General features: G+C 52.9%; 24 protein-coding genes and 5 pseudogenes. 13 read left to right on the plus strand and 16 right to left on the minus strand.

Annotated elements, in window-relative coordinates:
• Nucleotides 1–60 precede the first annotated feature (60 nt).
• The 15 genes and pseudogenes from fliR to fliF all read right to left on the minus strand — a co-directional run bounded on the left by fliR (nucleotide 61) and on the right by fliF (nucleotide 11,614).
• A pseudogene (gene fliR / locus FDY98_RS00465) lies at nucleotides 61–772 on the minus strand (flagellar biosynthetic protein FliR).
• An 82-nt stretch (nucleotides 773–854) separates the two neighbouring features.
• A complete protein-coding gene (gene fliQ, locus FDY98_RS00470; protein WP_027958744.1) occupies nucleotides 855–1,124 on the minus strand; it encodes a flagellar biosynthesis protein FliQ in 270 nt (89 codons plus the stop codon).
• Nucleotides 1,125–1,169: 45 nt separating this feature from the next.
• Complete coding sequence (gene fliP / locus FDY98_RS00475; protein WP_051052194.1) at nucleotides 1,170–1,904, minus strand: flagellar type III secretion system pore protein FliP; 735 nt, start codon at nucleotides 1,902–1,904, stop codon at nucleotides 1,170–1,172.
• Between the two features lie 59 nt (nucleotides 1,905–1,963).
• The gene (gene fliO, locus FDY98_RS00480) at nucleotides 1,964–2,404 is read right to left on the minus strand and encodes a flagellar biosynthetic protein FliO (RefSeq protein ID WP_027958746.1); all 441 of its coding nucleotides are present in this window, start codon (nucleotides 2,402–2,404) and stop codon (nucleotides 1,964–1,966) included.
• A pseudogene (gene fliN, locus FDY98_RS00485) lies at nucleotides 2,401–2,930 on the minus strand (flagellar motor switch protein FliN). The gene fliO and the pseudogene fliN overlap by 4 nt, the downstream one beginning before the upstream one ends.
• An 82-nt stretch (nucleotides 2,931–3,012) precedes the next feature.
• Nucleotides 3,013–3,318 (minus strand): FliM/FliN family flagellar motor switch protein, encoded by a 306-nt coding sequence (locus tag FDY98_RS29200; RefSeq protein WP_442907952.1) that lies wholly within the window; start codon nucleotides 3,316–3,318, stop codon nucleotides 3,013–3,015.
• Between the two features lie 21 nt (nucleotides 3,319–3,339).
• Nucleotides 3,340–3,551: pseudogene (fliM, locus tag FDY98_RS29205) on the minus strand (flagellar motor switch protein FliM); the annotation flags it as partial.
• Complete coding sequence (locus tag FDY98_RS29210) at nucleotides 3,529–3,678, minus strand: hypothetical protein (protein ID WP_442907938.1); 150 nt, start codon at nucleotides 3,676–3,678, stop codon at nucleotides 3,529–3,531. The pseudogene fliM and the gene FDY98_RS29210, both read right to left, overlap by 23 nt.
• Nucleotides 3,679–3,996: 318 nt before the next feature.
• Nucleotides 3,997–4,469: pseudogene (gene fliL, locus FDY98_RS00495) on the minus strand (flagellar basal body-associated protein FliL).
• A 329-nt stretch (nucleotides 4,470–4,798) separates the two neighbouring features.
• The gene (locus FDY98_RS00500) at nucleotides 4,799–6,187 is read right to left on the minus strand and encodes a flagellar hook-length control protein FliK (RefSeq protein WP_155705654.1); all 1,389 of its coding nucleotides are present in this window, start codon (nucleotides 6,185–6,187) and stop codon (nucleotides 4,799–4,801) included.
• A 19-nt stretch (nucleotides 6,188–6,206) separates the two neighbouring features.
• Nucleotides 6,207–6,659, minus strand: a complete 453-nt coding sequence (gene fliJ, locus FDY98_RS00505; protein ID WP_027958749.1) for a flagellar export protein FliJ — start codon at nucleotides 6,657–6,659, stop codon at nucleotides 6,207–6,209.
• Nucleotides 6,656–8,005: a flagellar protein export ATPase FliI gene (fliI, locus tag FDY98_RS00510; protein WP_171051212.1), complete on the minus strand. Its 1,350-nt coding sequence runs from the start codon at nucleotides 8,003–8,005 to the stop codon at nucleotides 6,656–6,658. Before fliI ends, fliJ begins: the two co-directional genes overlap by 4 nt.
• A gap of 55 nt (nucleotides 8,006–8,060) precedes the next feature.
• A complete protein-coding gene (locus FDY98_RS00515; protein ID WP_340146612.1) occupies nucleotides 8,061–8,567 on the minus strand; it encodes a FliH/SctL family protein in 507 nt (168 codons plus the stop codon).
• Between the two features lie 258 nt (nucleotides 8,568–8,825).
• Nucleotides 8,826–9,831, minus strand: a pseudogene (fliG, locus tag FDY98_RS00520) (flagellar motor switch protein FliG).
• Nucleotides 9,824–11,614 carry a flagellar basal-body MS-ring/collar protein FliF gene (gene fliF / locus FDY98_RS00525; protein WP_027958753.1) on the minus strand — a complete coding sequence of 597 codons (1,791 nt, stop codon included), beginning with the start codon at nucleotides 11,612–11,614 and terminating at the stop codon, nucleotides 9,824–9,826. The pseudogene fliG and the gene fliF overlap by 8 nt, the downstream one beginning before the upstream one ends.
• 255 nt (nucleotides 11,615–11,869) lie before the next feature.
• On the opposite strand from fliF, the gene fliE reads away from it, so the two are divergent.
• The gene (gene fliE, locus FDY98_RS00530; RefSeq protein ID WP_027958754.1) at nucleotides 11,870–12,205 is read left to right on the plus strand and encodes a flagellar hook-basal body complex protein FliE; all 336 of its coding nucleotides are present in this window, start codon (nucleotides 11,870–11,872) and stop codon (nucleotides 12,203–12,205) included.
• Nucleotides 12,206–12,223: 18 nt separating this feature from the next.
• Here fliE and FDY98_RS00535 read toward each other — a convergent pair whose 3' ends face one another.
• Nucleotides 12,224–12,589 (minus strand): flagellar protein FlaG, encoded by a 366-nt coding sequence (locus tag FDY98_RS00535; RefSeq protein ID WP_027958755.1) that lies wholly within the window; start codon nucleotides 12,587–12,589, stop codon nucleotides 12,224–12,226.
• Between the two features lie 328 nt (nucleotides 12,590–12,917).
• Between FDY98_RS00535 and FDY98_RS00540 the strand changes: the two genes are divergently transcribed.
• From FDY98_RS00540 to cheW, 12 genes are all read left to right on the plus strand, one after another.
• Nucleotides 12,918–14,120, plus strand: a complete 1,203-nt coding sequence (locus FDY98_RS00540; RefSeq protein ID WP_340146613.1) for a flagellar brake protein — start codon at nucleotides 12,918–12,920, stop codon at nucleotides 14,118–14,120.
• Nucleotides 14,048–14,605 carry an HD domain-containing phosphohydrolase gene (locus FDY98_RS26420; RefSeq protein ID WP_340146837.1) on the plus strand — a complete coding sequence of 186 codons (558 nt, stop codon included), beginning with the start codon at nucleotides 14,048–14,050 and terminating at the stop codon, nucleotides 14,603–14,605. The genes FDY98_RS00540 and FDY98_RS26420 overlap by 73 nt, the downstream gene beginning before the upstream one ends.
• 199 nt (nucleotides 14,606–14,804) lie before the next feature.
• Nucleotides 14,805–15,221 carry a flagellar export chaperone FliS gene (gene fliS / locus FDY98_RS00545; RefSeq protein ID WP_027958757.1) on the plus strand — a complete coding sequence of 139 codons (417 nt, stop codon included), beginning with the start codon at nucleotides 14,805–14,807 and terminating at the stop codon, nucleotides 15,219–15,221.
• A gap of 7 nt (nucleotides 15,222–15,228) precedes the next feature.
• The gene (gene fliT / locus FDY98_RS00550) at nucleotides 15,229–15,639 is read left to right on the plus strand and encodes a flagellar protein FliT (protein ID WP_022520934.1); all 411 of its coding nucleotides are present in this window, start codon (nucleotides 15,229–15,231) and stop codon (nucleotides 15,637–15,639) included.
• Entirely contained in the window at nucleotides 15,636–17,051 is a 1,416-nt protein-coding gene (gene fliK, locus FDY98_RS00555) for a flagellar hook-length control protein FliK (RefSeq protein WP_027958759.1), read from the plus strand. Before fliT ends, fliK begins: the two co-directional genes overlap by 4 nt.
• Nucleotides 17,035–17,328, plus strand: coding sequence for an EscU/YscU/HrcU family type III secretion system export apparatus switch protein (locus FDY98_RS00560; RefSeq protein WP_027958760.1), 294 nt, complete (start codon nucleotides 17,035–17,037; stop codon nucleotides 17,326–17,328). The genes fliK and FDY98_RS00560 overlap by 17 nt, the downstream gene beginning before the upstream one ends.
• A 106-nt stretch (nucleotides 17,329–17,434) precedes the next feature.
• A complete protein-coding gene (gene flhD, locus FDY98_RS00565; protein WP_022520931.1) occupies nucleotides 17,435–17,767 on the plus strand; it encodes a flagellar transcriptional regulator FlhD in 333 nt (110 codons plus the stop codon).
• Entirely contained in the window at nucleotides 17,764–18,306 is a 543-nt protein-coding gene (flhC, locus tag FDY98_RS00570; RefSeq protein WP_009288432.1) for a flagellar transcriptional regulator FlhC, read from the plus strand. The genes flhD and flhC overlap by 4 nt, the downstream gene beginning before the upstream one ends.
• A gap of 246 nt (nucleotides 18,307–18,552) precedes the next feature.
• Complete coding sequence (gene motA, locus FDY98_RS00575; protein WP_027958761.1) at nucleotides 18,553–19,422, plus strand: flagellar motor stator protein MotA; 870 nt, start codon at nucleotides 18,553–18,555, stop codon at nucleotides 19,420–19,422.
• A complete protein-coding gene (gene motB, locus FDY98_RS00580; RefSeq protein WP_022520929.1) occupies nucleotides 19,419–20,366 on the plus strand; it encodes a flagellar motor protein MotB in 948 nt (315 codons plus the stop codon). Before motA ends, motB begins: the two co-directional genes overlap by 4 nt.
• 42 nt (nucleotides 20,367–20,408) lie before the next feature.
• Entirely contained in the window at nucleotides 20,409–22,517 is a 2,109-nt protein-coding gene (gene cheA / locus FDY98_RS00585; RefSeq protein WP_027958762.1) for a chemotaxis protein CheA, read from the plus strand.
• The gene (gene cheW, locus FDY98_RS00590; RefSeq protein ID WP_009288435.1) at nucleotides 22,514–23,011 is read left to right on the plus strand and encodes a chemotaxis protein CheW; all 498 of its coding nucleotides are present in this window, start codon (nucleotides 22,514–22,516) and stop codon (nucleotides 23,009–23,011) included. Before cheA ends, cheW begins: the two co-directional genes overlap by 4 nt.
• Nucleotides 23,012–23,053: the final 42 nt, after the last annotated feature.

Below are 23,053 nucleotides of genomic sequence, written 5' to 3' on the forward strand. Positions count from 1 at the left end.
TTGCTCAAACAAACTTTAACCCATGCTTATGTGAAACCTTTCACCTACAGCATGGGTTTGTTAGTTTAAGGGCGCCATCGTTTCGATTAACGTCTGCATAAACTCTAGGCCTTGCGTAAACAACCGCTGTAGAAAGCGGTTAATGTCGGTCATGAGCACCATCATTAATATTAGCCCCACGATAAGAGAGGTAGGAAAGCCAATATTGAAGACGGTGAGCTGGGGGGCAGAACGGTTCAGTATGCCCAGCGCCAGGTTGATGGTCAGCAAGGATCCCACCAATGGTAGCGCCAATAACATTCCCGACGCAAAAATCGTGCCCGCATAACGAGATAACAAAATAAACGCATCTGGGTTGAACGTCCCAATGCCAATGGGCAGCGTTTGGAAGCTCATAATCAAGGTTTCAAGCACCATCAGATGACCATTCATGGCCAAAAACATGAGCAGAGTGATCATGTAGAGAATGCGTGAGAGCACCATAATGTTGGTACCACTCGAAGCATCAAAAAAGCTCGCAAACGCTAGGCCCATTTGCAGACCGATAAAATCCCCCGCCGCTTGAACAACCGCAAACATGATATGCATGACGCCCCATCGCCAAGCCGATTAGAATCTGTTCGATCATAATCCCCACGCCTGCCCAGGACATTACAGCTATATCCGGCATAGCTGGTAAAATCGGCGCGATGACAATGGCAATTAAGGCTGCCAAACCTACTTTGGCTTGGTTGGGAACGCTGGAGTGGCCCCATAGAGGCGACGCTGCCATGAAAGCTGTAATGCGCGCAAACGGCCATAAAAAAGCCACTAGCCACCCTTGCAGCTGTGCGAAAGTGACTTCCACCATAGCGCTACATCACCATACTGGGGATATTAGTAAATAGGCGGTGAGTAAAATCGGTAATTAAGCCAATCAGCCATGGGCCTGCTAATACCAACACCGCGAACACAGCCAGAATTTTAGGAATAAAGGTTAGTGTCATTTCATTTATCTGAGTCGCGGCTTGAAATAAGCTGATGATAAGGCCGGTGAATAGCGCCGCCAACAGCATGGGGCCAGCAAGTAGAAGCGTTACTCGCATTCCTTGATAAGCAATGCTCATCACCATCTCGGGTGTCATAGCTGGGTTCCTGTGGGCTGTATAAACAATGTGCGGTATAACGCGCTATATCATGTAAAAGCTTTCTGCCATCGAGCCAATAATAAGCTGCCAGCCATCCACTAAAATGAACAGCATCAGTTTAAAAGGTAATGAGATAGTGATGGGCGGAACCATCATCATCCCCAATGCCATCAATGTGCTGGCCACCACGAGGTCAATGATCAAAAACGGAATGAAAATGGTAAAGCCGATTTGAAAGGCCGTTTTTAGTTCACTGGTGACAAAGGCGGGCAGCAAGACACGCATTGGCAGTTCTTCCGGGCCTTGCATGGGGCCCACATCGGCTAGGCGAACAAACAGTGCCAGATCCGGCTCTCGGGTTTGAGCGAGCATAAATTCCCGAAATGGATCCTGAGCCAGCAGTAAAAACTCTTCAAAATTTATCGTCTCATTAGTCAGCGGCACCCAGGCGTTGTCATATACCTGGGCCAATACGGGTGACATGATAAAAAAAGTTAAAAACAGCGCTATCCCTAACAGCACTTGGTTGGGCGGCGTTGCCTGGGTGCCCATCGCTGTCCGCAACAGGCTAAGCACAATGATGATACGAGTGAAGCTCGTCATCATCAGCAGCATGGAGGGCAAAAACGCTAGAGAACTTAGGAAAAGCAGGGTTTGCAGCGACAATGACCACTGCTGGCCCCCGTCATCAAGCGGCTGAGAAATAATGCCGGGAATCTGTTGTGCATGCACAGGGCTGGCTATAAAACACGCGACAGCAAACACAAGCCACATCATGAACGGTTTAGCCGTTTTGCTATTCAAAACACAGGGCCAAAAAAGGTGCATCCGGTACCTCATGGCGTCTGATGTGGATCGGTGGGCGCAGACGAGTCGCGACGGCCTGCGGCTAGCGCTTTGGATAAACGACGCGCAAAGCGTGAGGAAGGCGGAGCTGATGCGGTTGGCGGGCGCTCTTCAGGGGCCGGGCGCTCGTGGAGTTTAGTAATTCGGCCACCTCCCACTCCAACAACCAACCAGGTATCTTCTACTTCAACAATCACGATACGCTCACGATTTCCCACAGCCGTACTGCCCACAATGCGCAGGTGGGCGCCATGGCGAGTGGTATGGTTGCTCCAGCGCTTTAAAAGCGCTGTACAGATTAAAATGATCGCAATAACGAGAGCTAAAGCCGCGGCAGTCTTGCCCAAAACGGCCATCCCTACCAATGCCTCGCCACCGTTACCTAGTGCATCGAGCGAACCATTCTGCGCCGAAGAGGTTGCAACGCTCATCGGTTCAATTTATGAATACGTTCAGAAGGCGTGATGATTTCAGTAATCCGAATGCCGTACTTATCTTCGATCACAACAACTTCGCCTTGAGCAATCAAGTAGCCGTTAATCAAGATATCCATCGGCTCTCCGGCGAGTCCTTCAAGCTCAATAACAGACCCTTGTGCCAACTCCAGTAACTGCTTAATAGTTAGCTTTGTACGGCCGAGTTCCACGGTGAGCTTCACCGGGATATCCATGATCATCTCAAGCTCACGCGCCTGGGAAGAGCCGCTGTCTGGGCTCAACGGACGGAAGATATCCTCACTTGCCGCTTTCGCTGCAGGTGCTTTGGGCTCTTCTGGGGCAGCAGCTGTCTCTTCTTCGCTCTCTTCAGCAGCTTCTTGTTCCGCCATTTTGCGGCTGCCCAAGGATCTTCCTCTTCGCTGGCAGCATCGGCGCTGGAGGTGGGTTCTTCTTGCTCGGACATGGCATCCGCCCAATCGTCGTCAGAGACGTTCTGATCAGGCTTATTGGGATCAGTCATGCTTTGGATTCCTTGGCTTTCTGTCGCGTAGACCCTTTAATGAAGTCCTTGGACGATGCATTATTCATAGCGGCATGGTCAATCATATGTAACACACGCAGTGCATGCTGTTGACGTTGACTTCCGTACTCGCACTCCATGACGGGCACCCCGTCAACGTTGCGGTGATTGAACTTGGAATGTCTAACGGCAGCACGTCGCCTTTTTTCAATCCCATCACATGGGCGATACGGCTGGGTATCTGAGCAAATTCAGCGACTAGCTCCACTTCCGACTGACGCAGCTCACTTGCCATTCGGCGTGACCAACTGCCGTCTTGGTCGTGATTGCTGTCATTAATTGGGTTAGCTAGTAAGTCGCGTAGCGGCTCAATCATGGCGTACGGCATGCATATCTGAAAATTGCTAGATAGGTTGCCCACTTCAATGTTGAACTTGGTGTTCACCACAATTTCATTGGGTGAGTTGGTAATGTTGGCAAACTTTGATTGCACTTCTGAGCGTAAAAACTGACATCCAGCGGATAAACGACTTTCCAGGCCTCTTGGTATGCCTCAATAGCGAGATTGAGCAGGCGCTGGATAATACGCTGTTCAGTATTAGTGAACTCCCGGCCGTCGATTTAGTGACAAAACGACCGTCACCACCGAAAAGGTTATCCACCACCATAAAAACGAGATTGGGGGGAATACGACGAGTGCTGAACCCCGCAGTGGCTTCATCGACACAATGTTCAGGTTGGTAGGCACGGGAACATTACGTGAGAACTCGCTAAAGCTTGATAGCGAACTGACTCGACGGTAATGTCCGCGCTACGCCGCAGTAGGTTAAACAGGCCAGTACGAAGTAGCGAGCAAAGCGCTCGTTGATAAAATCAAGCGCATGCAAACGCTCACGAATAACGCGATGCTGGGTCGACGGATCGTAAGGGCGAACCCGGGCTTCATCTGACGCATGGAAGATGAAGCCGATGGCTCATCGTCTCCACTAACGCCCTTTAGCAGGGCATCTATTTCTTCCTGGGACAGTAGATCGTCCTGTGACATGAACGGCTCCAGTTCCCGAGGTTATTGCACAATAAATTCGGTGAATAAAACTTCACGCAAATCAAGTGGCGGCTGATTCTCCGTCAGCGGGACGTTGAGTCGATCAACAATCGCTTGTGCAAGCTGCTGCTTACCTTCCGGGAAGTAAGTTCATCAGCCTGCTTGCCGGATAGCAGCATCAGCAAACGGCTGCGCACTTGAGGCATATGCTCTTCTAGAATGGTTTACTCTCTTCATCACCCACACGAAGAGTCACGCCTGTATAGAGCAAGCGTGAACCATAACTGTCATCGGCAAGATTGACGGTAAAGGGTTCAATACGCATAAAAATAGGCGGCTCGCGCTCCATCGCTTGCTGCATCTCAGCGTCTTCTGAACCGTCATCACGCTGATCCATTACCATATAAATAGCTGCCGCTGCGCCTGCTGACGACAGCAAGACCAGGATGATCATTATCCAGAGCAGTTTTTTGACCCGCCGCTTTTTCTGCCATTTGCGATTCCTGTGAACTCCATGCGTATCACTAGCAATGTATTATGCCTAAAGCGCATGCTGGTGATGAAATGAACAGGCTTATTTGTAAGCCTATCTTTTGGTTTAGCTATTTCACGTACGTATTTATGAGCGTATTAATCGACGTAGTTCTAGAATGGTCATGCACTCTGTCAATGCTTAGGCGTATAGATCGACCCGCCCATCCAGTCTTAGCGGGCTGCGCTCGGTGCTTTGGGTAAGTGATTCATCCAAGCCTATATCGCCGTTGCCGCTCCCAGCCTCGGCACCTGTTTGCCGCCTGATTGAGCAAAAGCCTGCTCGTTGGGGTCACGCTGTTCGCCAACCGATGTCTCGCCTAGCGAATGCCTTGCTCAGCAGCGCTTCCCTCAGCTGGGGAATCGCTTGTTCGAGCACTTGGCGTACCTGGGCATGGGCGGACAAAAAGTGCGCTTGCGCCCCCTGTTCACCAAACTTCAGGGAGATAGACAGCGGCCCTAATTCTGCAGGGTTTAATTGCATCTGAACGTGCTGTTCGCCACCACGCTGTGAAATCTGTACTAACTGCTGGCTCAACTGTTGTGGCCAGGCGGGGCTGTTGACAGGTGTCGCTAAAGTGGCCGCTGTCGGTGTGACATTGGGCGAAAAGCCTTGGGTAGATTGCGATGTAGCTAACGGACTGCTGCCGGTATTTAACGATAATCCAGTAAGTAAGTGCTCACTGCTTGGGCTTGCTTTCGAAGCCCCGTCTCCTGTCAATAGAGCGGACATTAGGGCTTCGCTGCTGATCTGGGTGGCTGCAGTGGGAGAGTTAATCTGCTGAGCTGCATTACCAGTGTTCATTTGAGCAAAGAAAGTATCAGGTTGTGGCCTTAGGGCTGCCTGGAGCTCGGCAACAGGCGAGCGGACATTGGTTAACTGAGTCGACTCTGCTGATTGGGGGGAGGCACTTTGTAGCTGACCAGCCAGCGCATTTAGCGCGGAGGCAAGCTGTGCTGCTTCCGTTTGACTAATATTTAACTGCTCAGCGACGACCTTCAGCTCTGCTGGGACGATAGGCTGCGCAGCATCCGTTTGATTAATATTTAACTGATCGGCAATGGCTTCCAGCGCGGCTGGGTCGATAGACTGCCCAGGCCCACTTTTATCCATACTTAGATACTGGGCAATTGTCTTGAGTCCCTTGGAATCGACCAGCTGTGCCGCTTCCGATTGACTAATATTTAACTGTTCAGCGATTGCTTCCAGCGTGGCTGGGGCAGCGGGTGAAGCCAACTCAGGCCTGCTTTCCGTAAAAGATGCCATTAGCGCGAGACGGCCGGCAATTTCGTCAAGGGGAGTCAATGCTTCTCCAGCATCTAGACCTAGCGTTTCTAGGCTGACCTCTGAGCTCGGCTGTTGCAACTGAGCCAATAATTCAGACAAATCGCGCTCACTGACATCCAGTCCCAGGGTTTGCAGGACTTCACTCAAATTTTCTACATCGTCAGCTGATGCATCCGACAAAAGAGAGCTGAGTTCATTTAGCTGAGCTTGCGATCGCGGCGTATGAGAAGCAGCAGCTTCACTGAAAGCAGACGCTGATAATCGCTGAGCGCCAGACGCTTGCAACAGCGTTTGATGAAATACGCCCTTAGCTGTGTCTTGTTGGCCGAAAGTGCCTTGAGACTGCGTCTGAGGCGAATTTTGGCTGACCGAAAGCAACTGGTGAATGTTCATGTTCAGTTCCCTGGCCCCGCTAATGCGGAGTGTCGTTATGCTGACGAGCCGCGCGGCTTGTCACCAAGTCATCGTTAGTTTTTTGTTCATGACGTTCACTGCGGCGGTGCTCTTCAAGTAGTCGACGCGACGCCAGTGTATCGTAGGAAGAGAGCTTTCGCTGCTCTTGTTGCCAGTTCTTTTTACTCTGTTCAACGCTTGCCTGTTGAGACGCTAACGCTTGTCGAGCGCGGCTTAGGGCCGCGTCCAAAGAGGCTAAGAACTGCTGATAGTTGTACATAGTGGCAGGGTCAATGCCGTCACGCATCGCTTTCTGCAAGCGCTCAGCGTACTCCGCCCGATAGCTCAGTAGCGACTGTAACTGAGCGGTCGTTTGTTGCTCCGTTTGTCGCTCTTGTGCCAGTACTTTACCCGCTTGGTCGCGGGCACCTCTGGCTAAGTCGGTTAACATTTCGAGCTGGGAAGTGCTCATGTGCGTCCTCCTACCAGTGCGTGCAGCGCTTGGCGAGCATCGACAAGCGTTGCACACTCATCAATATTCTGTTGAAGGAAGTTTTCCAACGATGGAAAGCGTTTCACTGCTTCGTCGAGCTGGGGATCATGGCCAGGGCTGTAGGCCCCCACGCTGATAAGATCCCGGTTACGCTGGTAGCGCGAGAAGAGCTGTTTGAACACTCGCGCTTCCTGAAGCTGATCGGCTGAGGCGATGGAGGTCATTGCGCGGCTAATTGAAGCTTCAATATCGATGGCCGGATAATGACCTGCTTCCGCTAGCGTTCTCGACAGCACGATATGCCCGTCTAGAATGGCGCGAGCAGAATCGGCAATAGGATCTTGTTGATCATCGCCCTCGGTTAGCACGGTATAAAACGCCGTAATGGAACCACCACCACGCTCAGCATTACCTGCGCGCTCCACTAAGCCGGGCAGCTTTGCAAAAACCGACGGCGGATAACCTTTAGTAGCGGGTGGCTCACCAATGGCCAGGGCAATTTCCCGCTGTGCCATGGCGTACCGGGTTAACGAATCCATGATCAGCAGGACATCACGACCTTCGTCACGAAAACCTTCTGCCAGGCGAGTCGCATACGCGGCACCCTGTAAGCGCTGTAGCGGTGAGGTATCAGCGGGGGCGGCGACGACGACAGCACGCCGTCGACCCTCAGGGCCCAAAATGTTATCGATAAAGTCTTGTACTTCACGGCCCCGCTCACCAATCAAGCCCACCACAATGACGTCGGCCTTGGTGTAGCGTGCCATCATGCCTAGCAATACTGACTTGCCCACACCGGAGCCTGCAAATAGCCCCATACGCTGACCGCGACCTACGCAAAGCAGCGCATTAATAGCGCGAATGCCTACGTCAATTTGCGCATCAATTGGCGCGCGAGAAAGCGGATTAAGCGGCGGCGAGCTGAGTGTTGCTCGAGGTATCTCATCGATGCCCTCCCGATCATCAAGCGGATTGCCATTGCCATCCAGTACCCGGCCCAGCAGACTATCGCCCATCGGGAAGCGGCGGGCACTGTTGTTGCCGCTTTCATCAAGAGGCGCGACGCGAGCGCCAGGCATTAGCCCTATGACCTCTTCCAAGGGCATCAGGAATAGCTTATCACCAGAAAAGCCGACGACTTCCGCTTCGGCATGCCTATCGCTGTCGGACAAGCGACCGTCGCTGCCCGGCAATTCAATCCGACAGGCGCTACCCACCGCCACACGTAGCCCAACCACTTCAATCACCATTCCCGTCGCACGAATGACGCGGCCGTTATTGCGGTAGCGAGGCAGATGGCTAACACGCTGCTGCGTGCGTCGCAATGCCTTATTCCAGCGATGTTGATGGGGACAGGTGTATCTGCCATAGCGTATCCGCCTAGGATGAAGGGACGTTAGAGGAGGGTGGAGAATTGAGACCGCGTTTGCGCGATTGGGCTTGAATAGCGTGCCAACGGCTTTCAAAGGTTGCGTCAATTTCACCCTGAGCACTGGTTACCCGGCACCCGCCACGGGCCAGTTGGTCATCAGGCTGGAGCTTCCAATTGGCGGCCCTGAGCTCATTACCCAAGTGCTCCTCTACTAAAGCGTGATCATCGGGGTTAAGCCAAAGACGTTGCTGGCCTACCAAGGGAGGCTCGGTGTGCAGAAGCTCGCGGACAATGGCCAAAACTTGTTCAGGTGTGTCCTGTAGGGCATCGCTAGCAAGTTGTTTGCCGGTGGCCAGTGCTAACTCAACCAGGTCGTAGGCGATGGTGTCATCAAGTCGTTCAAGCGCATTTGAAAACTGTTTGCCCAGTGTTTCCAGCGGCGCAACGGTCTTGTGGATTTGTGCTTCTAGCTCTTTTTTGGCCTGTTCGGCAGCGTCTGCTAACCCCTTTTCCAACCCCTCTTTGCGACCCTGCTCAAAGCCTGCGTCATAGCCCTCTTTTTCGGCTTGCTGACGAATACGCTCGTGCAGTGCCTGGCGCTCATCCTCTTCACGTTGGCGTGCCAGTTCAGCCGCTTTTTGTGCCGCCTGTACTTTGCGTTGATGGGCCGTGGTACCTCGCCCTCTGAGGCATGGCTACTCTTCGTGGACGCCAGTTCTTCCATTTGCCAGCGGCGCCAATCGCCATGGCGATCAAATTTCGGCGAGTGAGTATTAGACATACTCGTCGTCTCCACCTGCCAAGACGATTTCACCAGAATCAGCTAAGCGCCTAACGACCTGCAATATAGCCTTCTGCTCGGTTTCCACCTGAGAGACGCGGATCGGGCCGCGGGCTTCCATATCTTCACGAACTAAATCGGCAGCGCGCTGTGACATATTGCGCAGGAATTTGTCCACCAAGGCGTCCTGAGCCCCTTTAAGGGCCACCACCAGCGAGTTGGTATCGACTTCTTGGAGCACCATTTGAATAGCGCGGTTGTCGAGGTCGAGCAGATTCTCGAACAAGAACATTTCGTCGATAATTTTCTGAGCCAAATCCTCGCTGTGCGCACGCACGGTCTCGATGGCGGTCTCTTCTTGGGGAGTTCATCAAGTTGAGGATCTCGGCCGCGGTTCTTACGCCGCCCATTTTGCTGCGCTTGAGGTTCTGACCGTCCAGCATGCTAGTGAGTACTTCGGTCAGCTCTTGCAGTGCGGCGGGCTGAACGCCGCTGAAAGTAGCGATACGAAGAACCACGTCATTGCGCAGTTTTTCCTCGAATAGCTCGAGGATGTCGGAGGCTTGATGACGATCCAGGTGAACTAGAATGGTTGCGATAATTTGCGGGTGCTCGTCGCGAATGAGTTCGGCCACCATGGAGGCTTCCATGAGGTTAAGCGCGTCAATGCCCGAATTATTGCCAGTGGTCTCTAGAATATCTTCAATCAGACTCGTCGCGCGTTCGCTGCCCAGTGCTTTGGTCAGCACTGAGCGAATGTGATCGCTGGAGTTAAGATTAAGCGCTACAAACTCTTCGGTCTCTTTATGGAATGCTTCGAGCACCGCCTTCATGTCGTCATGGGAGACCTGGTTCAGCCGGGCCATCTCCATACTGATTTCTTGCACTTCCGCAGCGCCGAGGTATTTAAAGACCTCAGCGGCACTGTCTTCATCGAGTGCAAGCAATAAGATGGCGCTCTTGCGAGCCCCGTTCATTTCAGCAATTGAACTACTCATTGGCATTCATCCAGCTACGAATGATCATCGCGACCATGCGGGGGTCTTCTTGAGCCATTTCACGCAGGTCATTGAGGTTATGCTCATAGAGTGAGGTTTTACGCCGACGCTTCGGCTTGGCGTAGGTCTCATCGCTCTCGCCTGATGGCTCTTCGCCTTCTTCGTCATCATCTTCACCGCCTACGCTGGCGGCCAGCGTGCCGCCGGGCGTTGCTGCCGCCATAACCGGTGTTTGGGTATAGCGTTTAATTAAGGGGCGCAAAATCAGCAGGTAGAGCAATAGAATCGCCAGGGCAACCAATAGGTAGCGACCTACCTTGCCAGCCAGTGACAGAACGCTGGGATCTTTCCACCATTCGACCTCCGCGGTTTCCTCGACACTGCGCGCGAAGGGAGAGTTGACGACCTCCACTTCATCGCCTCGCAGTTGCGAGAAGCCCATTGCTTGACGAACTAGACGCTCAATCTGGGCAATTTCTTCATCGGTTAGCGCAACGTCGACCCACTCGCCTTCATCGTTCATTTCCGAACGGTAGTTTACGACCACCGCGGCGGATAGCCGCTCTATCTGACCAAGGCGATGCTGGACATGCTCAATGCTGCGATCAACTTCGTAGTTGATGACGTCATCCTGACGCAAGTTGCGCAACGCTTCGGGGGGCACATCCTCTTGCTGATTAGCATCCTCTTCCTCGCCCTCCGGCTGGTTGATGGGGGAGGGCAGTGTGCCTGGCGGCGTGTTGCTCAGCGCGCCTGGAATGCCGGTGGCCAATGGGTCTTCACCGTCAAATGTAAGGCTCAACTGGCGGCTACGTACGGCTGCTTCGTTGGGGGGCTGATTGGGCCCGTAGCGTTCAGAGGTCTGCTCGCGTCGAGAGAAGTCGATTTGCGCTGCAACCTGGGCGCGCACATTATCACGACCCAAGATGGGCGTTAGAATATGCTCAATACGCTGCTGGTAAGAGCGCTCAACCTCGACAATATATTCAAGCTGTGAACCATCCAGGTCATTACCGTTGCTTGTCTCGGCAGACAGCAGTCGGCCATCCTGATTAACCACCGTGACATCTTCAGCGGCTAGGTCAGGCACGCTGCCCGAAACCATATGAACGATCGCGCTGACCTGGCCTTCACCTAAAACCCGGCCCGGTAAAAGAGTCATCACAACGGATGCTTTAGCTGGCTCACGGTCGCGAATAAAGACTGATGGCTTGGCCATGGAGAGGTGCACTCTCACGCTTTCCACCGGCCCCAGCGATTCGATTGAGCGCGCAAGCTCACCTTCAAGACCTCGCTGGTAATTAATTTGCTCGGCAAACTGGCTAATCCCAAATGCCTGGCTGTCCATTAGTTCAAGGCCAAGATTGCCCCCGCGGGGTAACCCCTGCTCAGCAAGCTGCAGGCGCAGTGTGTGGACTTGATCACTAGGCACCATTAATGCCTGGCCGCCTTCGCTGAACTGGTAAGGAATGCCGCGGGTATCGAGCTCATTGATGATGCTGCCACCATCAGCTTCGCTTAGGTTGCTATACAGCACGCGGTACTCGGGACTGCTGGCCCACATAAATAGAGCCGCCACAATAGCAATTGAGGCGGCGCCTGCGATAAGCAGTGCGACTAGCGGATTGCCACGCAGCTGTTTCAGCGTACGCTCAAAAGCTGAGCCGCTGGTGTCGCGTTCGGTATTTCCACTACCGGTGCTTCCACTATTGATATTTCCACTGCGGGGAGCGGCTTGATTCGTACTGTTTTGACGGCCTGCCGTTGCACCGGTTTCGCTCATGCGACCCTCCAGAGGGGCAGGCAAAACTGGTGTCGGCCCAGGCGCATCACCAAAGAAGGCATAGGCTATATCCGTCGATCGCGGTTATCCGCCAAAAAGATGAGGCGGAATTGTGATGACAGTCATTATCCGGTGACTAGTCGAGCATAAAGGAACGATAAGCTTCGCTTTTTATGCGCATTTGTCCGTATGAGGCGGGGCGCTTTGGTGTTAGGCTTTTTGCATTAGATATTTTTTGCGAATTGAGGTGAGCGTATGAGTACTCCCGCAATACAGGCTGCGCTACAGCAGATGCAAGGCATGGCGACCCAAGCGGCATCCACGCAGCCCCTTATTAGTGGTGCGCAGGCGTCAGCGGCTGTCGGGCAGGGCGGTTTTGGCGGTGAGCTGCAGGCCTCGATTCAGCGCATTAACCGACTTCAGCAGACGGCTAACAGTCAGGCGATGGCTTTTCAGGCGGGTGATCCTGATTTGCAGCTCAATGACGTGATGGTTGACATGCAGAAGGCCAGCGTTGCGTTTCAAATGGGGCTTCAGGTTCGCAATCGTTTGGTATCTGCATATCGTGATGTTATGAACATGCAAGTGTAGGGTTGTCTACGTCACGCATTAGGCTTCAATTGAGATTATTCGTCCCTGCATTTCTTCAAGTCGCTCGGCAATTTTGAGTACTTCTTCTGCTGGGATCTGGCGTATGACGTCGCCAGACTCCCTATCTATGACCCGCGTGATCACGCGTGATGTTGCTTCGCTTAATTCGAATTCTAAGCCATGTGGGCGCATTGTCTCGTTAATGCGCTGGATGGGTTTGACGAGCTCTTCGGATGATATTTCCTGCTCATTAATGTCTATGTTTTTAATCTGAGTGTTCGTTGTTGCTAGCTGAGCTAGAGTGCTTTCGAGCCGTTGGCTTGGGTTCAGCTGGGCTAAGCCTGATGACTGCAGCGTTGTTGCTTCGGTGGGTAGTGAGCTCATGGGGCACGTTCCTCCTTTAAGATCAGCTCTGGCAGCCAGTTAGGAGTGCAACAGCGTGGAGCGGCAGCCATAGCTTGGAATTTTGCTTATCAATAAGTGTTTCTATATCAGTATCGGCAGTCAGCTAAAAAACTTTACTCTTGCCGACGTGGCGTTTTTGTTTTCTGGTTCTTGGGAGTGTCAGCCATATAGCCTCCTCTCTCTGTTTGCTATGGCTTGCCTAATAAGTATGAAAATGGTGGCTTTTTGTGCATACGCCATGCTGTGGGCATCTGATATGCTTCTCGAGTTTGCGGCTAATTAACGCATAAGAGTAAGCGAGGCGAGAATGGTGGCGCAGCAGGATGAGTTTGAAACAATAGTAAGTACAACAGTGATCGAGTCTCTGCTGAATACCTTGATCGAAACCGGTGGCGTCTCGCTCTGTCTTGCTGCGACGGGAGCTCGTCCAGAGCCCATTGTCTTGATGGAGCAGCACCAGGGCCAAGCATTGGTGATGGATCTTTCCTCTGTTGACTATTTACTTCACCATTTACAGGGTGGTGCTGCGTTTTACTTGCGCGGGCAGGCGCAGGGGAAAGTGCTGCAAACGCCGCTCCTGCAACTGACGGAGACGCGTCAGGCCGGGGGGCGCTTTTTGTGTTGCAGTGATTATCCTGCATCGTTGGAAGTGCTGCAGCGTCGTGAGTCCTTCCGTGCTGAGCTGCGCATGGGGATGGTGGTGTCGACAGGTTTGTATGGTGGTGATGCCGAGATAGAGGGTGAGCTGCGGGATTTATCCCAGGACGGCTGCCAGCTTGAATTGCCATTGGCCGCTAGCGGGCTGCTAGCGGGAGCCGCTAGCCCGCTAAAGTTGGCGTTTACCTTCCCCGACGGCACCTACTTTGAAGTGCTTGGAGAGGCTCGTCATCAAAAAACCGACGCTGAGCGCCATCTACTGCGCGTCGGTTTTAACTTCGTTGAGTGTAGTGCGGAGCAAGAGCGGCAAATTTGGTATTTCGTGTGTGAAATAGAGCGCGAAGCGGCACGCTATAAAAAAGAAGAACAAAACGAGCGTCAGCCCTCTCCGCTATTCGCGCTGCCAAGCAAACGATCCGGTGCAGGAGAGTTGCTTGGGCGGCGTGATGTCAAGCGCTACGCGACCCCTATGGCGCGTCGGCTTGTCAAAGTCGCTGCCTATCTGGATACACAGTTGTTGTCGTTACAACAAGGTAGCGATATCGATGGGCGTCAGCTCTCCCGCTATGCTGATCGCATATTGGGTCTTCATGAAGAGGATCGTGAGGCGCTGCTATTTGCTTCACGTTGCTTATCTCCCGAGCCTTTAATAGTGCGCCACGGTATTGCTGTGGCTGTGCATTTGCTCGATTTTGTGGGTGCCAGCATGCCCCGTGAGTTGCGCAAGGCGATAGTGGCCAGCGTCTTATTCACGATCTTGGCAAGGCGCTTGTGCCTCAGGTGTTGTTCAAGGCGCCGCACTTTGAAGCTAAGCATCGAGAGGCGATCAGTGAGCATGTCCAGCTGTTGTTAGACCGTTTACATAACTGCCAATGGCTGTCTGCGGGTATTGTCCAGGCGGTGATTGGGGGGGTTAACGAGCGTATGGATGGTAGTGGGTATCCATGCGGGTTAAGTGGGGCTGACCTCAGTGAACTGGCTAAGGCGAGTGCTGTTGTCGACGTAGTAGAAGCTATGCGACGTGACCGTGCAGATCGTCCAGCTAAAACAGCACAGCAAATTTATCGGCATTTATTGCAGCACCCACACCATTTTGATATGCGCTGGATTAAACGCTATATCGATCATTTCAAGGGATTGCCAATAGGTTCGCTGGCGCAGTTCTCTAGCCAGCAGAAGGGGTGGATCTTACGTCTTGATGCTAAAGGCAACCCCACAGAGGTGTTGCTTGCGCCACAGGTCGAGCCGCCAATGCGTGACAATGTGGGGGTGATCGTGGGGAGTAATATCGCTGAGCGACTTGGGCGAACTGTCGGTGAGATCGCCGTGTCTACTTGAGTAAGCAGGAAGTTAATGCGTGATGGCAGTTGGTCGATGTCATGAGCTGCGCTGAAAAAAGCGTTGTAAGCCGTTAAAGTCCCCCAGACTCACGCCGATAGATACTAGTAGTGCCGTTTGTTGTTTATTTTTATCTTTTAATAATCGTGGTCTCTCCTTATCCAGGGTGAGCATAAAACCACGCACAGGAGTTCCGCTTATGACTTACTCTCGCGGTGGCGCCGCCTATGGGCGAGGAGCTAACGCTTATGCGCGTGTTGGCGTAGAAAGCGGAGTGATGTCGGCAGATCCTCATCAGCTTATTGTGATGTTGTTTGACGGCGCCCAGGCCGCTATTCGTGCTGCACGCATCCATATTCAGTCGGGTAATACGGCCGAGAAAGGCAAGTCGATATCGAAAGCGCTGGATATTGTAAATAACGGTCTCGTAGCCGCTCTTGATCAAGAGCAGGGCGGCGAGATTGCCGAACGCTTAGCATCGCTTTATGACTATATTTCGCGCCTACTGTTGGCGGCGAATCTGCGTAACGATGAAGAGAGCTTAAATCAGGCCGAACGCCTGCTCGAAGATATCGCCTCAGCCTGGCGTGATATTGGTCAACAGCAGAGCGCGTGAGGCAATAATGTCAGCTCCTATATCCGCTCGTGATAAAAATGCTCAACAGACGCTGCTCACTAGCTATGAAACGCTATTGAGCCGCGTTGAGCACATGCACGAACTGGCTAATGGCGAACAGTGGGCAGAGCTAATTGATCAGCGTACCAACTATGTAATGTTGGTGGATCAGTTGCGTGAGCTGGATACCACCGTTGTGCTTGATGCCGCTGCTCAGCAGCGTAAGGCAGAACTGCTGGAGCGCATCCTTGAGCACGATGTGGAAATACGGCGTCGTTTGGTGGCGCGCCGTGATGAGCTGGGTAAGCTCATAGGGGTATCCCAGCGTCAGCGGAATTTACATAGGGCCTACGCACCACAGCAAGGGGCTCCGGTAGCTTATGACGCCGATGATGCTGATTCCACGAGGTCATCGTGAGTGGTATTACCCCTCTGATTGATACGCTCTTGCACCAAGTGCTTGGGCGGCAAGGCGAGTTGTCGCTGCAGCGAGCATTGAGTCAGCCTGTGAAGCCCGTTTCACCCGGCGAGGGGCCGCGTGCCGTAATGGGTGATGCCAATCTGGATGGCCGTGCGTCGACATCGCCGCTAGGCGACCTAAAGCGTTTACCGCACCCTCTTGATGGGGGGCGAACGTTGCCCCGAGGTGAGGCGCAGCCTTCGCCTTCAGGTTCAACGCAGACCCATTTTAGTCCTGCAGCACGAACAATCGCCGACGTGCTGCTGCGCTTTCCAGCCCCTCCCTCGGTAATGCGGCCCGAAGCACCTCTTATCACCAGTCAGGAAGCGCCAGCAGCGAGTACAGTAGCAACACGCTTAGAGGCAAGTATTCGCGATAGTGGTTTGTTTTATGAGTCGCATCTAAAGCGCTGGTTTCAAGGTGAGGGAACCCGCCAGCAGCTAATGAACCAACCGCAAATGCAATCCGGCCCTCGCCCGCTTACTCCTCTTTTATCGACAGGCCCGAATGTGTCGCTCCCAGCTGCAGCGCCTTCGACGGCGTCTGCCTTGTCTACAGCTGTCTCAGTTGGGGTGCCACTGACCCCACAAATGCCTACGCAGTCAGCTGGAGCGCCCCTGACAGCACAGGCGCTTACGCAGGTGGGGGCGGGAGCGCCTTTGGCAGCTCCCCTGGTAGGGCAGGGAGGCATGGCTATTTTACCCAACGTGCCGCTAGTGCCTGTTACTCATGAGCAAGGCTTAGCGGTTCGGTTGGCGAGCGCGTCCCATTTTTTAGCAACTGGCTCGACGGCTGCTGCCTCCACTACCCCCGCTCAAGGGGCTGCTTCGCAGGTGTCGACTAATCCTGCCCAGCCGGCCCCTATGCCTGGCGAGGCGCGCGACAGCCATCAGGCAAGGGCGGAGTATAGCCAGGCTAGGGAGATGAGCGATCTGATGGCCAATCGACCGGCTCGCGAGGTCGTTCACGAAAGCCTGCAGAGCCTGGTGCGCCACCAGCTTGAAATGTTGGTGATGCCGTCTATTCGCTGGGAAGGTGATGTCTGGGCAGGCATTTTTATGGCTTTAGTAATCAATTTGCCTACTCGTGAAGAGGGCCAGGAAGGAAAACAGCAGGGGGGAGAGCCAGACGGTGGATGGCGTTCTGATATGCAGCTCGATGTTCCCAGTTTAGGGGCATTCAGCGCGTCGCTATGGCTCTATCGAAACGTGTTAAGCATCGATTTTACCACCGAAAGTACGCACGTTTATCAGCGTATTGACGCTGGACTGCCCGCGTTAGAGAAGCGCCTTAGCGCCTTGGACTTACAAAAAGTGCAGCTTCGCGCGCGCCATATCGAAGCGGAGGCACCCCATGGCTACGCCGGGTGAGCGACGCCGTCAAGCTGTTGCCCTGGCTTACCAGGATAATGACCGTGCTCCACGGGTAGTGGCGAAAGGCTATGGTGATCTGGCCGAACGTATTATGGCTGAAGCTCATCGCCAGGGTATTTATGTGCACGATGCGCCCGAGTTGGTAGCGCTTTTAATGCAGCTAGATCTGGATGCGGAAATTCCGGCGAGTCTCTATCAAATTGTCGCAGAACTGCTGGTGTGGGTGTTCGAACTATCAGAGGAAGGGCTAACTCATCGTGAAACGCCTGAGTAGCCATTTACAGACATTGTATGCAACCATGAGGGTAGGTAATAAAAAGTCATTAATGGCGCCAGTATAATGGTCACAACACCGCGCCTGAGTCGTTTAATGGGACATTATGAGTCAAACCAACTTTCTCGATGAAATTCAGGAAATTAATTTAGCTTATTTGCTTCTGGCGCAGCGCTTGCTTGATGAAGATCGTGAGGCTGCTATGTTTCGCTTAAAAATAGACAGCGATGTTGCCGAGCTGATTGTCTCGCTTAATGCTCGCCAGCTTACCAAGTTGGCACGAACCAGCCAATTATTGTGCCGGTTTAGCCAAACGAGTGCCGAGCGGCTTCGACAGCTTACAGATAATCCCCGCGATCAGGGGTTGGCAGGGCTTCATGCATCACTGCTGTTGGCAAGCGATGCATTTGAGCCAATGCCATCGGGAGGCGAGAAGTGAGCCAGAAAAGCTTGGTCGATGAAATGCACCAAGTGCAGCTGGCAATCGAATTGATTGAGCTGGGTGCGCGCCTTCAGGTGCTGGAAACAGAAACGGAATTAAGCCGCACGCGTTTGATCAAGCTGTATAAGGAAGTGCGTGGCATGTCACCGCCTAAGGGCATGCTGCCTTTTTCCACCGACTGGTTTATTACTTGGCTTCCCAATGTGCATTCGTCGCTGTTTTACAACATTTATTTAAGCCTGAAGGAGGCGGCAGGCTGTGATCGCATCGATGCCTTTGTCAAAGCATATCGGCTCTATGACGAGCAAATGTCGCTGGAAAAGGTGGAGCCGGTTCTCGGGTTAACCCGTGCGTGGACGCTGATACGCTTTTTCGAGAGTGATTTGCTCCAGCTTAATCAGTGTACGCGTTGCACTGGGCAGTTTGTGGCGCACGCTCATAGTCCCGCTCAACACTATGTGTGCGGTATTTGTCAGCCCCCCTCAAGAGCGGGTAAAACGCGCAAAGCACAGCGGGAGAATAGTGAAAAAATGTAACAATCTCTGCGATTACATCACTGATGGTGTGAAGTAGGGTATAAGACAGTAATGAGTACTAACAAGAAATAAGTGTATTGGCTTAGATAGGCCTAAAAGCCAGTGGTGCTTTTTCATTAAACAGACGTCTGACCCTAGTATAATAGGGCTAAGACATGCTTGGAATGGAACATTGCTTAAACATCAGATCAGGTGGCTAAGTTTTGGTTCCCTAATTTAATACTGAATACCGCAAGGATCCTGCTTGTGCTGATACCTCTAGGTTATGTAATCGTATTGCTATCTGTGTTTGGTGGCTATGTGCTGGCAGGTGGCAGCTTAGGCCCCTTGTATCAACCACTTGAGCTGCTGATTATTGGCGGAGCCGGGGTTGGTGCATTTATCGCAGCGAACAATGGCAAAGCGATTAAAGCGACCTTTAAAATCTTGCCCCGGCTCAAGCGCGCCAAAAAATATAACAAAGAACTTTATATGGAGCTGATGGCGCTGCAGTATAAATTACTCTCCAAAATTCGCCGTGAAGGCATGTTAGGCATTGAACGGGATATTGATAATCCCGAGGAGAGCCCGCTGTTTCAAGAGCATCCTACGGTATTGGCTGATCCTCATATCATGAATTTTCTAACGGACTATCTGCGCTTAATGGTAAGCGGCGGCATGGAACCCATGGAAATTGATGAGCTGATGCTGCACGAGATTGAGGTCTTTGAGCAGGAAGCTCATATTCCTGTCGATGCCATTGCCAAAGTCGGCGATGCCATGCCTGCCTTCGGCATCGTGGCGGCAGTAATGGGGGTCGTTAAAACACTCACCTACGCCGATGCTACGCCGACTCAGATGGGTGTGATGATCGGCCAAGCGCTAGTGGGCACCTTCTTGGGTATTTTGCTGGGCTATGGTTTTGTTAGTCCGCTGGCAAGTTACATCGAACGGCAGGCGAAAGAAGCCGAAAAAATGCTCCAGTGTATTCGCATTACGCTGCTCGCTAGCTTGCACGGTTATGCGCCGCAGTTGGCTGTTGAATTTGGCCGCAAGGCACTGTTTGCCGCCGAGCGTCCTAGTTTTACGGAGCTTGAAGAGTATGTAAGGGATGCAAAAAAGGCCGGTAACGCATGAGTAAGGGTGGTGACAAGCGTCCGATTGTCATTCGACGCAAAAAAGTCGTCCATGCCCATCACGGTGGTGCCTGGAAAATTGCCCTAGCGGATTTTATGACTGCTCTGATGGCCTTTTTTTTGGTGCTATGGCTTTTGAGCGTTTCCAGTGAAGAGACGCGCAAGGGGGTGGCAGAGTACTTTAGCACCCCCCTGGTGACGGCGATAACCGGTGGCGATCGTTCGGGCAGCACCAGCGCGATTCCCGGCGGCGGGCCCGATCCCACGCATAGCGATGGGGAGCGGGCGCGCATTGATAGCCTTCAGCGCACTCGTCCAAGCATGCAGGAACGAAACTTTTTCCGGGATTTACAAGAGCGTATTGAACGGGCCATTGAGCGAGATCCCGAGCTGCGCCAGTTGCGCAATCAAATGCGGTTTGACTTGACCCGCGAAGGGCTGCGCATACAGCTACTCGATACCGACCAGCGCCCCATGTTTGAGCTGGGTAGCGACCAAGTGGCGCCTTATATGCGCAGCTTGTTACGTACCATCGCACCGCTGCTAAATGAGCTTCCCAATGAGCTAAGTATCAGCGGGCATACCGATAGCGTTCCCTATGCGGGAGGCTATCGTGGTTACAGTAACTGGGAGCTTTCCAATGATCGCGCTAATGCGTCGCGCCGCGAGCTTATTGCGGGTGGCTTTGATCCAGGTCAGTTACTTCGCGTGTCGGGCTTTGCAGATCGTGTGTTATTGCCCGAGACTGAGCCAACCGATCCTATCAATCGACGCATAGAGCTGGTGGTGTTGTTTCCGGAAATTGCTGATGCGATTCGCAATCCTACTGTAATGGAGTCGGGAGATGCATCGCCAGAAGCTTCAATCGAAGCACTAGAAGCTTCAGCCGAAGCGCAAATTGAATCAACACAACAAGACGAGCCTCAGGTTCAAGCGCAAGAGTGATCTGAGCCTGTCATAAAAGACGACGTTAAGGTGGAGCGGTGTATGGATATAGCGGATTTTTTTGACACCTTTTTTGAAGAGGCTGAAGAGCTGCTGTCGGATATGGAACAGCATTTACTGGAACTGGATGTTGATGATCCAGACAGTGAGCAGCTCAATGCTATTTTCCGTGCCGCCCACTCGATCAAGGGGGGGGCGGGAACCTTTGGTTTTACCGTGCTACAGAAAACCACGCACATTTTGGAAAACCTCCTCGATTACGCACGTAAAGGCGAACTGACGCTGCGAGCCGACCTCGTGGATACCTTTTTAGAGGCTAAAGACATCATGCATGAGCAACTCGATGCCTACCGCAGCGACGAGGAGCCTAATCAAGAGGCATTTGAACGTATTTGCCAAACGCTGCAGCAAATTGCCTTGGATGAAATTGGCCAACAGCTCGATGGGCCGACTATTCCTGCTGCTGAGCCCAAGGCTGCGCCGACGCCTGTGCCGACGCCTGTGCCAAGTGAAAACGACGCGGAAGCAAACAGTAATAATGCAGAGGCGTCCTCGAACGGCCATCTGCTAGTGGCACTGCTCAACGTTGAAGATAAAGACCGCATTTTGCTGGTTGAAGAGTTAGAGCAGCTCGGTGAAGTGCAGTCCCAGTTAGGCGACGCAAAGCGTTACGAGGTAGTGCTCAAAAGCAGCGACAGTGCTGACGATATTGAAGCGGTCATGTGCTTTATTATCGAACCTGATCAGATTGAGATTACGGCTGTTGAGGGCGTCGCTACTGAGCCAGCTCCAGCCGAGCCAGAAGCCTCGACGCCTGCAGCCCCAGCGCCGCAAGCGCCGGCAGAAAGCACGGCCTCTAAGGCAAGCGCGCCAAAGCCTGCTGCCAAAGAGAAGCCCAAAAAAGCTGCCGCCGAGTCTTCGTCAATCCGCGTATCGGTAGATAAAGTCGACCAAATTATCAACTTGGTGGGTGAGCTGATTATCACCCAGTCGATGCTCGATCAAACGGTTAGCGATTTAGAAGATCAGTCGGTGGGCAATGCCTCACTGCAAAATGGCATGAGCCTACTGCAGCGCAACGCCCGTGATCTCCAAGAAGCGGTCATGTCTATTCGCATGATTCCCATGGAGTTTGTATTCAGTCGCTTCCCCCGCGTGGTGCGCGACACCGCCGGTAAGCTGGGTAAAGAGATCGAATTAATTACCGAAGGCAAGTCGACCGAGCTGGATAAGAGTTTGGTCGAACGGATCACTGATCCGTTAACGCACCTGGTGCGCAATAGCCTCGATCATGGCGTGGAAATGCCCGATGTGCGCGAAGCCATTGGCAAGCCGCGTGTCGGCAAATTAACCCTCTCCGCACGTCACCAGGGTGGCAATATCTTGATTGAAGTGCGCGATGATGGTGCCGGCATGGATCGTGAACGCCTGCTAGCCAAAGCGCGCGAAAACGGCCTCAATGTGTCGGACACCATGTCGGACGAAGAGGTCTTCCAGCTCATTTTTGCTCCCGGCTTCTCAACGGCGAATGAAGTGACCGACGTATCTGGGCGTGGCGTGGGCATGGATGTAGTGAAGCGCAACATTCAGAGCATGGGCGGTCGGGTTGAAATCCAGTCGAAGCTAGGTGAAGGCACCAACACCCGTATCGTGTTGCCGCTTACGTTGGCCATTCTGGACGGTATGTCGATCAAGGTCGGCGGCGAGACGTTTATTCTTCCGCTCTCTACCGTACTTGAATCACTGCAGCCCGCCAAAGACGATATGTACGCCATGGCCGGTGACGACGTGGTGATCAAAGTCCGCGACGAATATCTGCCCGTGATTGCCATTCACGAAGTGCTGAACGTCGAGAATGCGATTACCGACCCGACCAAAAGCATCGCTGTCATTGTGCAGGGCGAAGGCCGTCGTTACGCCATGTTGGTCGATGAGTTGATCGGACAGCAGCAGGTCGTGGTCAAAAATCTGGAAGACAATTACCGCAAAGTACCAGGGATCTCGGCCGCGACCATCTTAGGTGACGGTAGTGTAGCGTTGATTCTGGATATTACTGGTTTACACCGCCTGAGCCGATATAAAAAAGAGGCAGGCAAAAAAGTAGTAAACAATCAAAACCTTTCATCTTTTAAGGAGGCTGAGCCGTCATGAGTCAAGCCAACAATGGTGCGGTACTAGCCGCAGAAGCCGAAAACCGCGAATTCCTAGTGTTCTCATTAGGCGATGAAGAGTACGCCATTGATATTTTGAAAGTGCAGGAAATTCGTGGCTACGAAAACGTAACCCGGATTGCCAATGCACCTGAATTTATCAAAGGGGTCACCAATCTGCGCGGCGTCATTGTGCCAATCGTAGATCTCCGCATTAAGTTTCACTTTGATAAAGTCGAATACGGTGGCCAAACAGTGGTGATCGTGGTCAATGTTGCAGACCGGGTGGTCGGCATCGTAGTGGACGGCGTTTCCGACGTGATGACACTGACCCCTGATCAGATTAAACCGGCGCCAGAATTTGGTGTCACGCTCTCGTCTGACTTCCTGAGCGGTTTGGGTAGTCTGGATGACCGCATGCTGGTACTCGTGGATATCGATAAGTTGCTCACCAGCGACGAGATGGCACTGGTGGAAAGCACCAGCAACCAGTAAGACTAAAAAACATGGCACAGGGAGCGTGCCAAATCAGTTCTA

Source organism: Halomonas sp. PA16-9, assembly GCF_009728585.1.
GTDB lineage: Bacteria > Pseudomonadota > Gammaproteobacteria > Pseudomonadales > Halomonadaceae > Vreelandella > Vreelandella titanicae.

What these genes read in the sequence shown, in the direction of transcription:
- fliQ (WP_027958744.1), bottom strand. Translation starts at nt 1,124, where the DNA reads ATGACACCCGAGATGGTGATGAGCATTGCTTATCAAGGAATGCGAGTA.
- fliP (WP_051052194.1), bottom strand. Translation starts at nt 1,904, where the DNA reads ATGATGTGGCTTGTGTTTGCTGTCGCGTGTTTTATAGCCAGCCCTGTG.
- fliO (WP_027958746.1), bottom strand. Translation starts at nt 2,404, where the DNA reads ATGAGCGTTGCAACCTCTTCGGCGCAGAATGGTTCGCTCGATGCACTA.
- FDY98_RS29200 (WP_442907952.1), bottom strand. Translation starts at nt 3,318, where the DNA reads ATGCCGTACGCCATGATTGAGCCGCTACGCGACTTACTAGCTAACCCA.
- FDY98_RS00500 (WP_155705654.1), bottom strand. Translation starts at nt 6,187, where the DNA reads ATGAACATTCACCAGTTGCTTTCGGTCAGCCAAAATTCGCCTCAGACG.
- fliJ (WP_027958749.1), bottom strand. Translation starts at nt 6,659, where the DNA reads ATGAGCACTTCCCAGCTCGAAATGTTAACCGACTTAGCCAGAGGTGCC.
- fliF (WP_027958753.1), bottom strand. Translation starts at nt 11,614, where the DNA reads ATGAGCGAAACCGGTGCAACGGCAGGCCGTCAAAACAGTACGAATCAA.
- fliE (WP_027958754.1), top strand. Translation starts at nt 11,870, where the DNA reads ATGAGTACTCCCGCAATACAGGCTGCGCTACAGCAGATGCAAGGCATG.
- FDY98_RS00535 (WP_027958755.1), bottom strand. Translation starts at nt 12,589, where the DNA reads ATGAGCTCACTACCCACCGAAGCAACAACGCTGCAGTCATCAGGCTTA.
- FDY98_RS00540 (WP_340146613.1), top strand. Translation starts at nt 12,918, where the DNA reads ATGGTGGCGCAGCAGGATGAGTTTGAAACAATAGTAAGTACAACAGTG.
- fliS (WP_027958757.1), top strand. Translation starts at nt 14,805, where the DNA reads ATGACTTACTCTCGCGGTGGCGCCGCCTATGGGCGAGGAGCTAACGCT.
- fliT (WP_022520934.1), top strand. Translation starts at nt 15,229, where the DNA reads ATGTCAGCTCCTATATCCGCTCGTGATAAAAATGCTCAACAGACGCTG.
- FDY98_RS00560 (WP_027958760.1), top strand. Translation starts at nt 17,035, where the DNA reads ATGGCTACGCCGGGTGAGCGACGCCGTCAAGCTGTTGCCCTGGCTTAC.
- flhD (WP_022520931.1), top strand. Translation starts at nt 17,435, where the DNA reads ATGAGTCAAACCAACTTTCTCGATGAAATTCAGGAAATTAATTTAGCT.
- motB (WP_022520929.1), top strand. Translation starts at nt 19,419, where the DNA reads ATGAGTAAGGGTGGTGACAAGCGTCCGATTGTCATTCGACGCAAAAAA.
- cheA (WP_027958762.1), top strand. Translation starts at nt 20,409, where the DNA reads ATGGATATAGCGGATTTTTTTGACACCTTTTTTGAAGAGGCTGAAGAG.
- cheW (WP_009288435.1), top strand. Translation starts at nt 22,514, where the DNA reads ATGAGTCAAGCCAACAATGGTGCGGTACTAGCCGCAGAAGCCGAAAAC.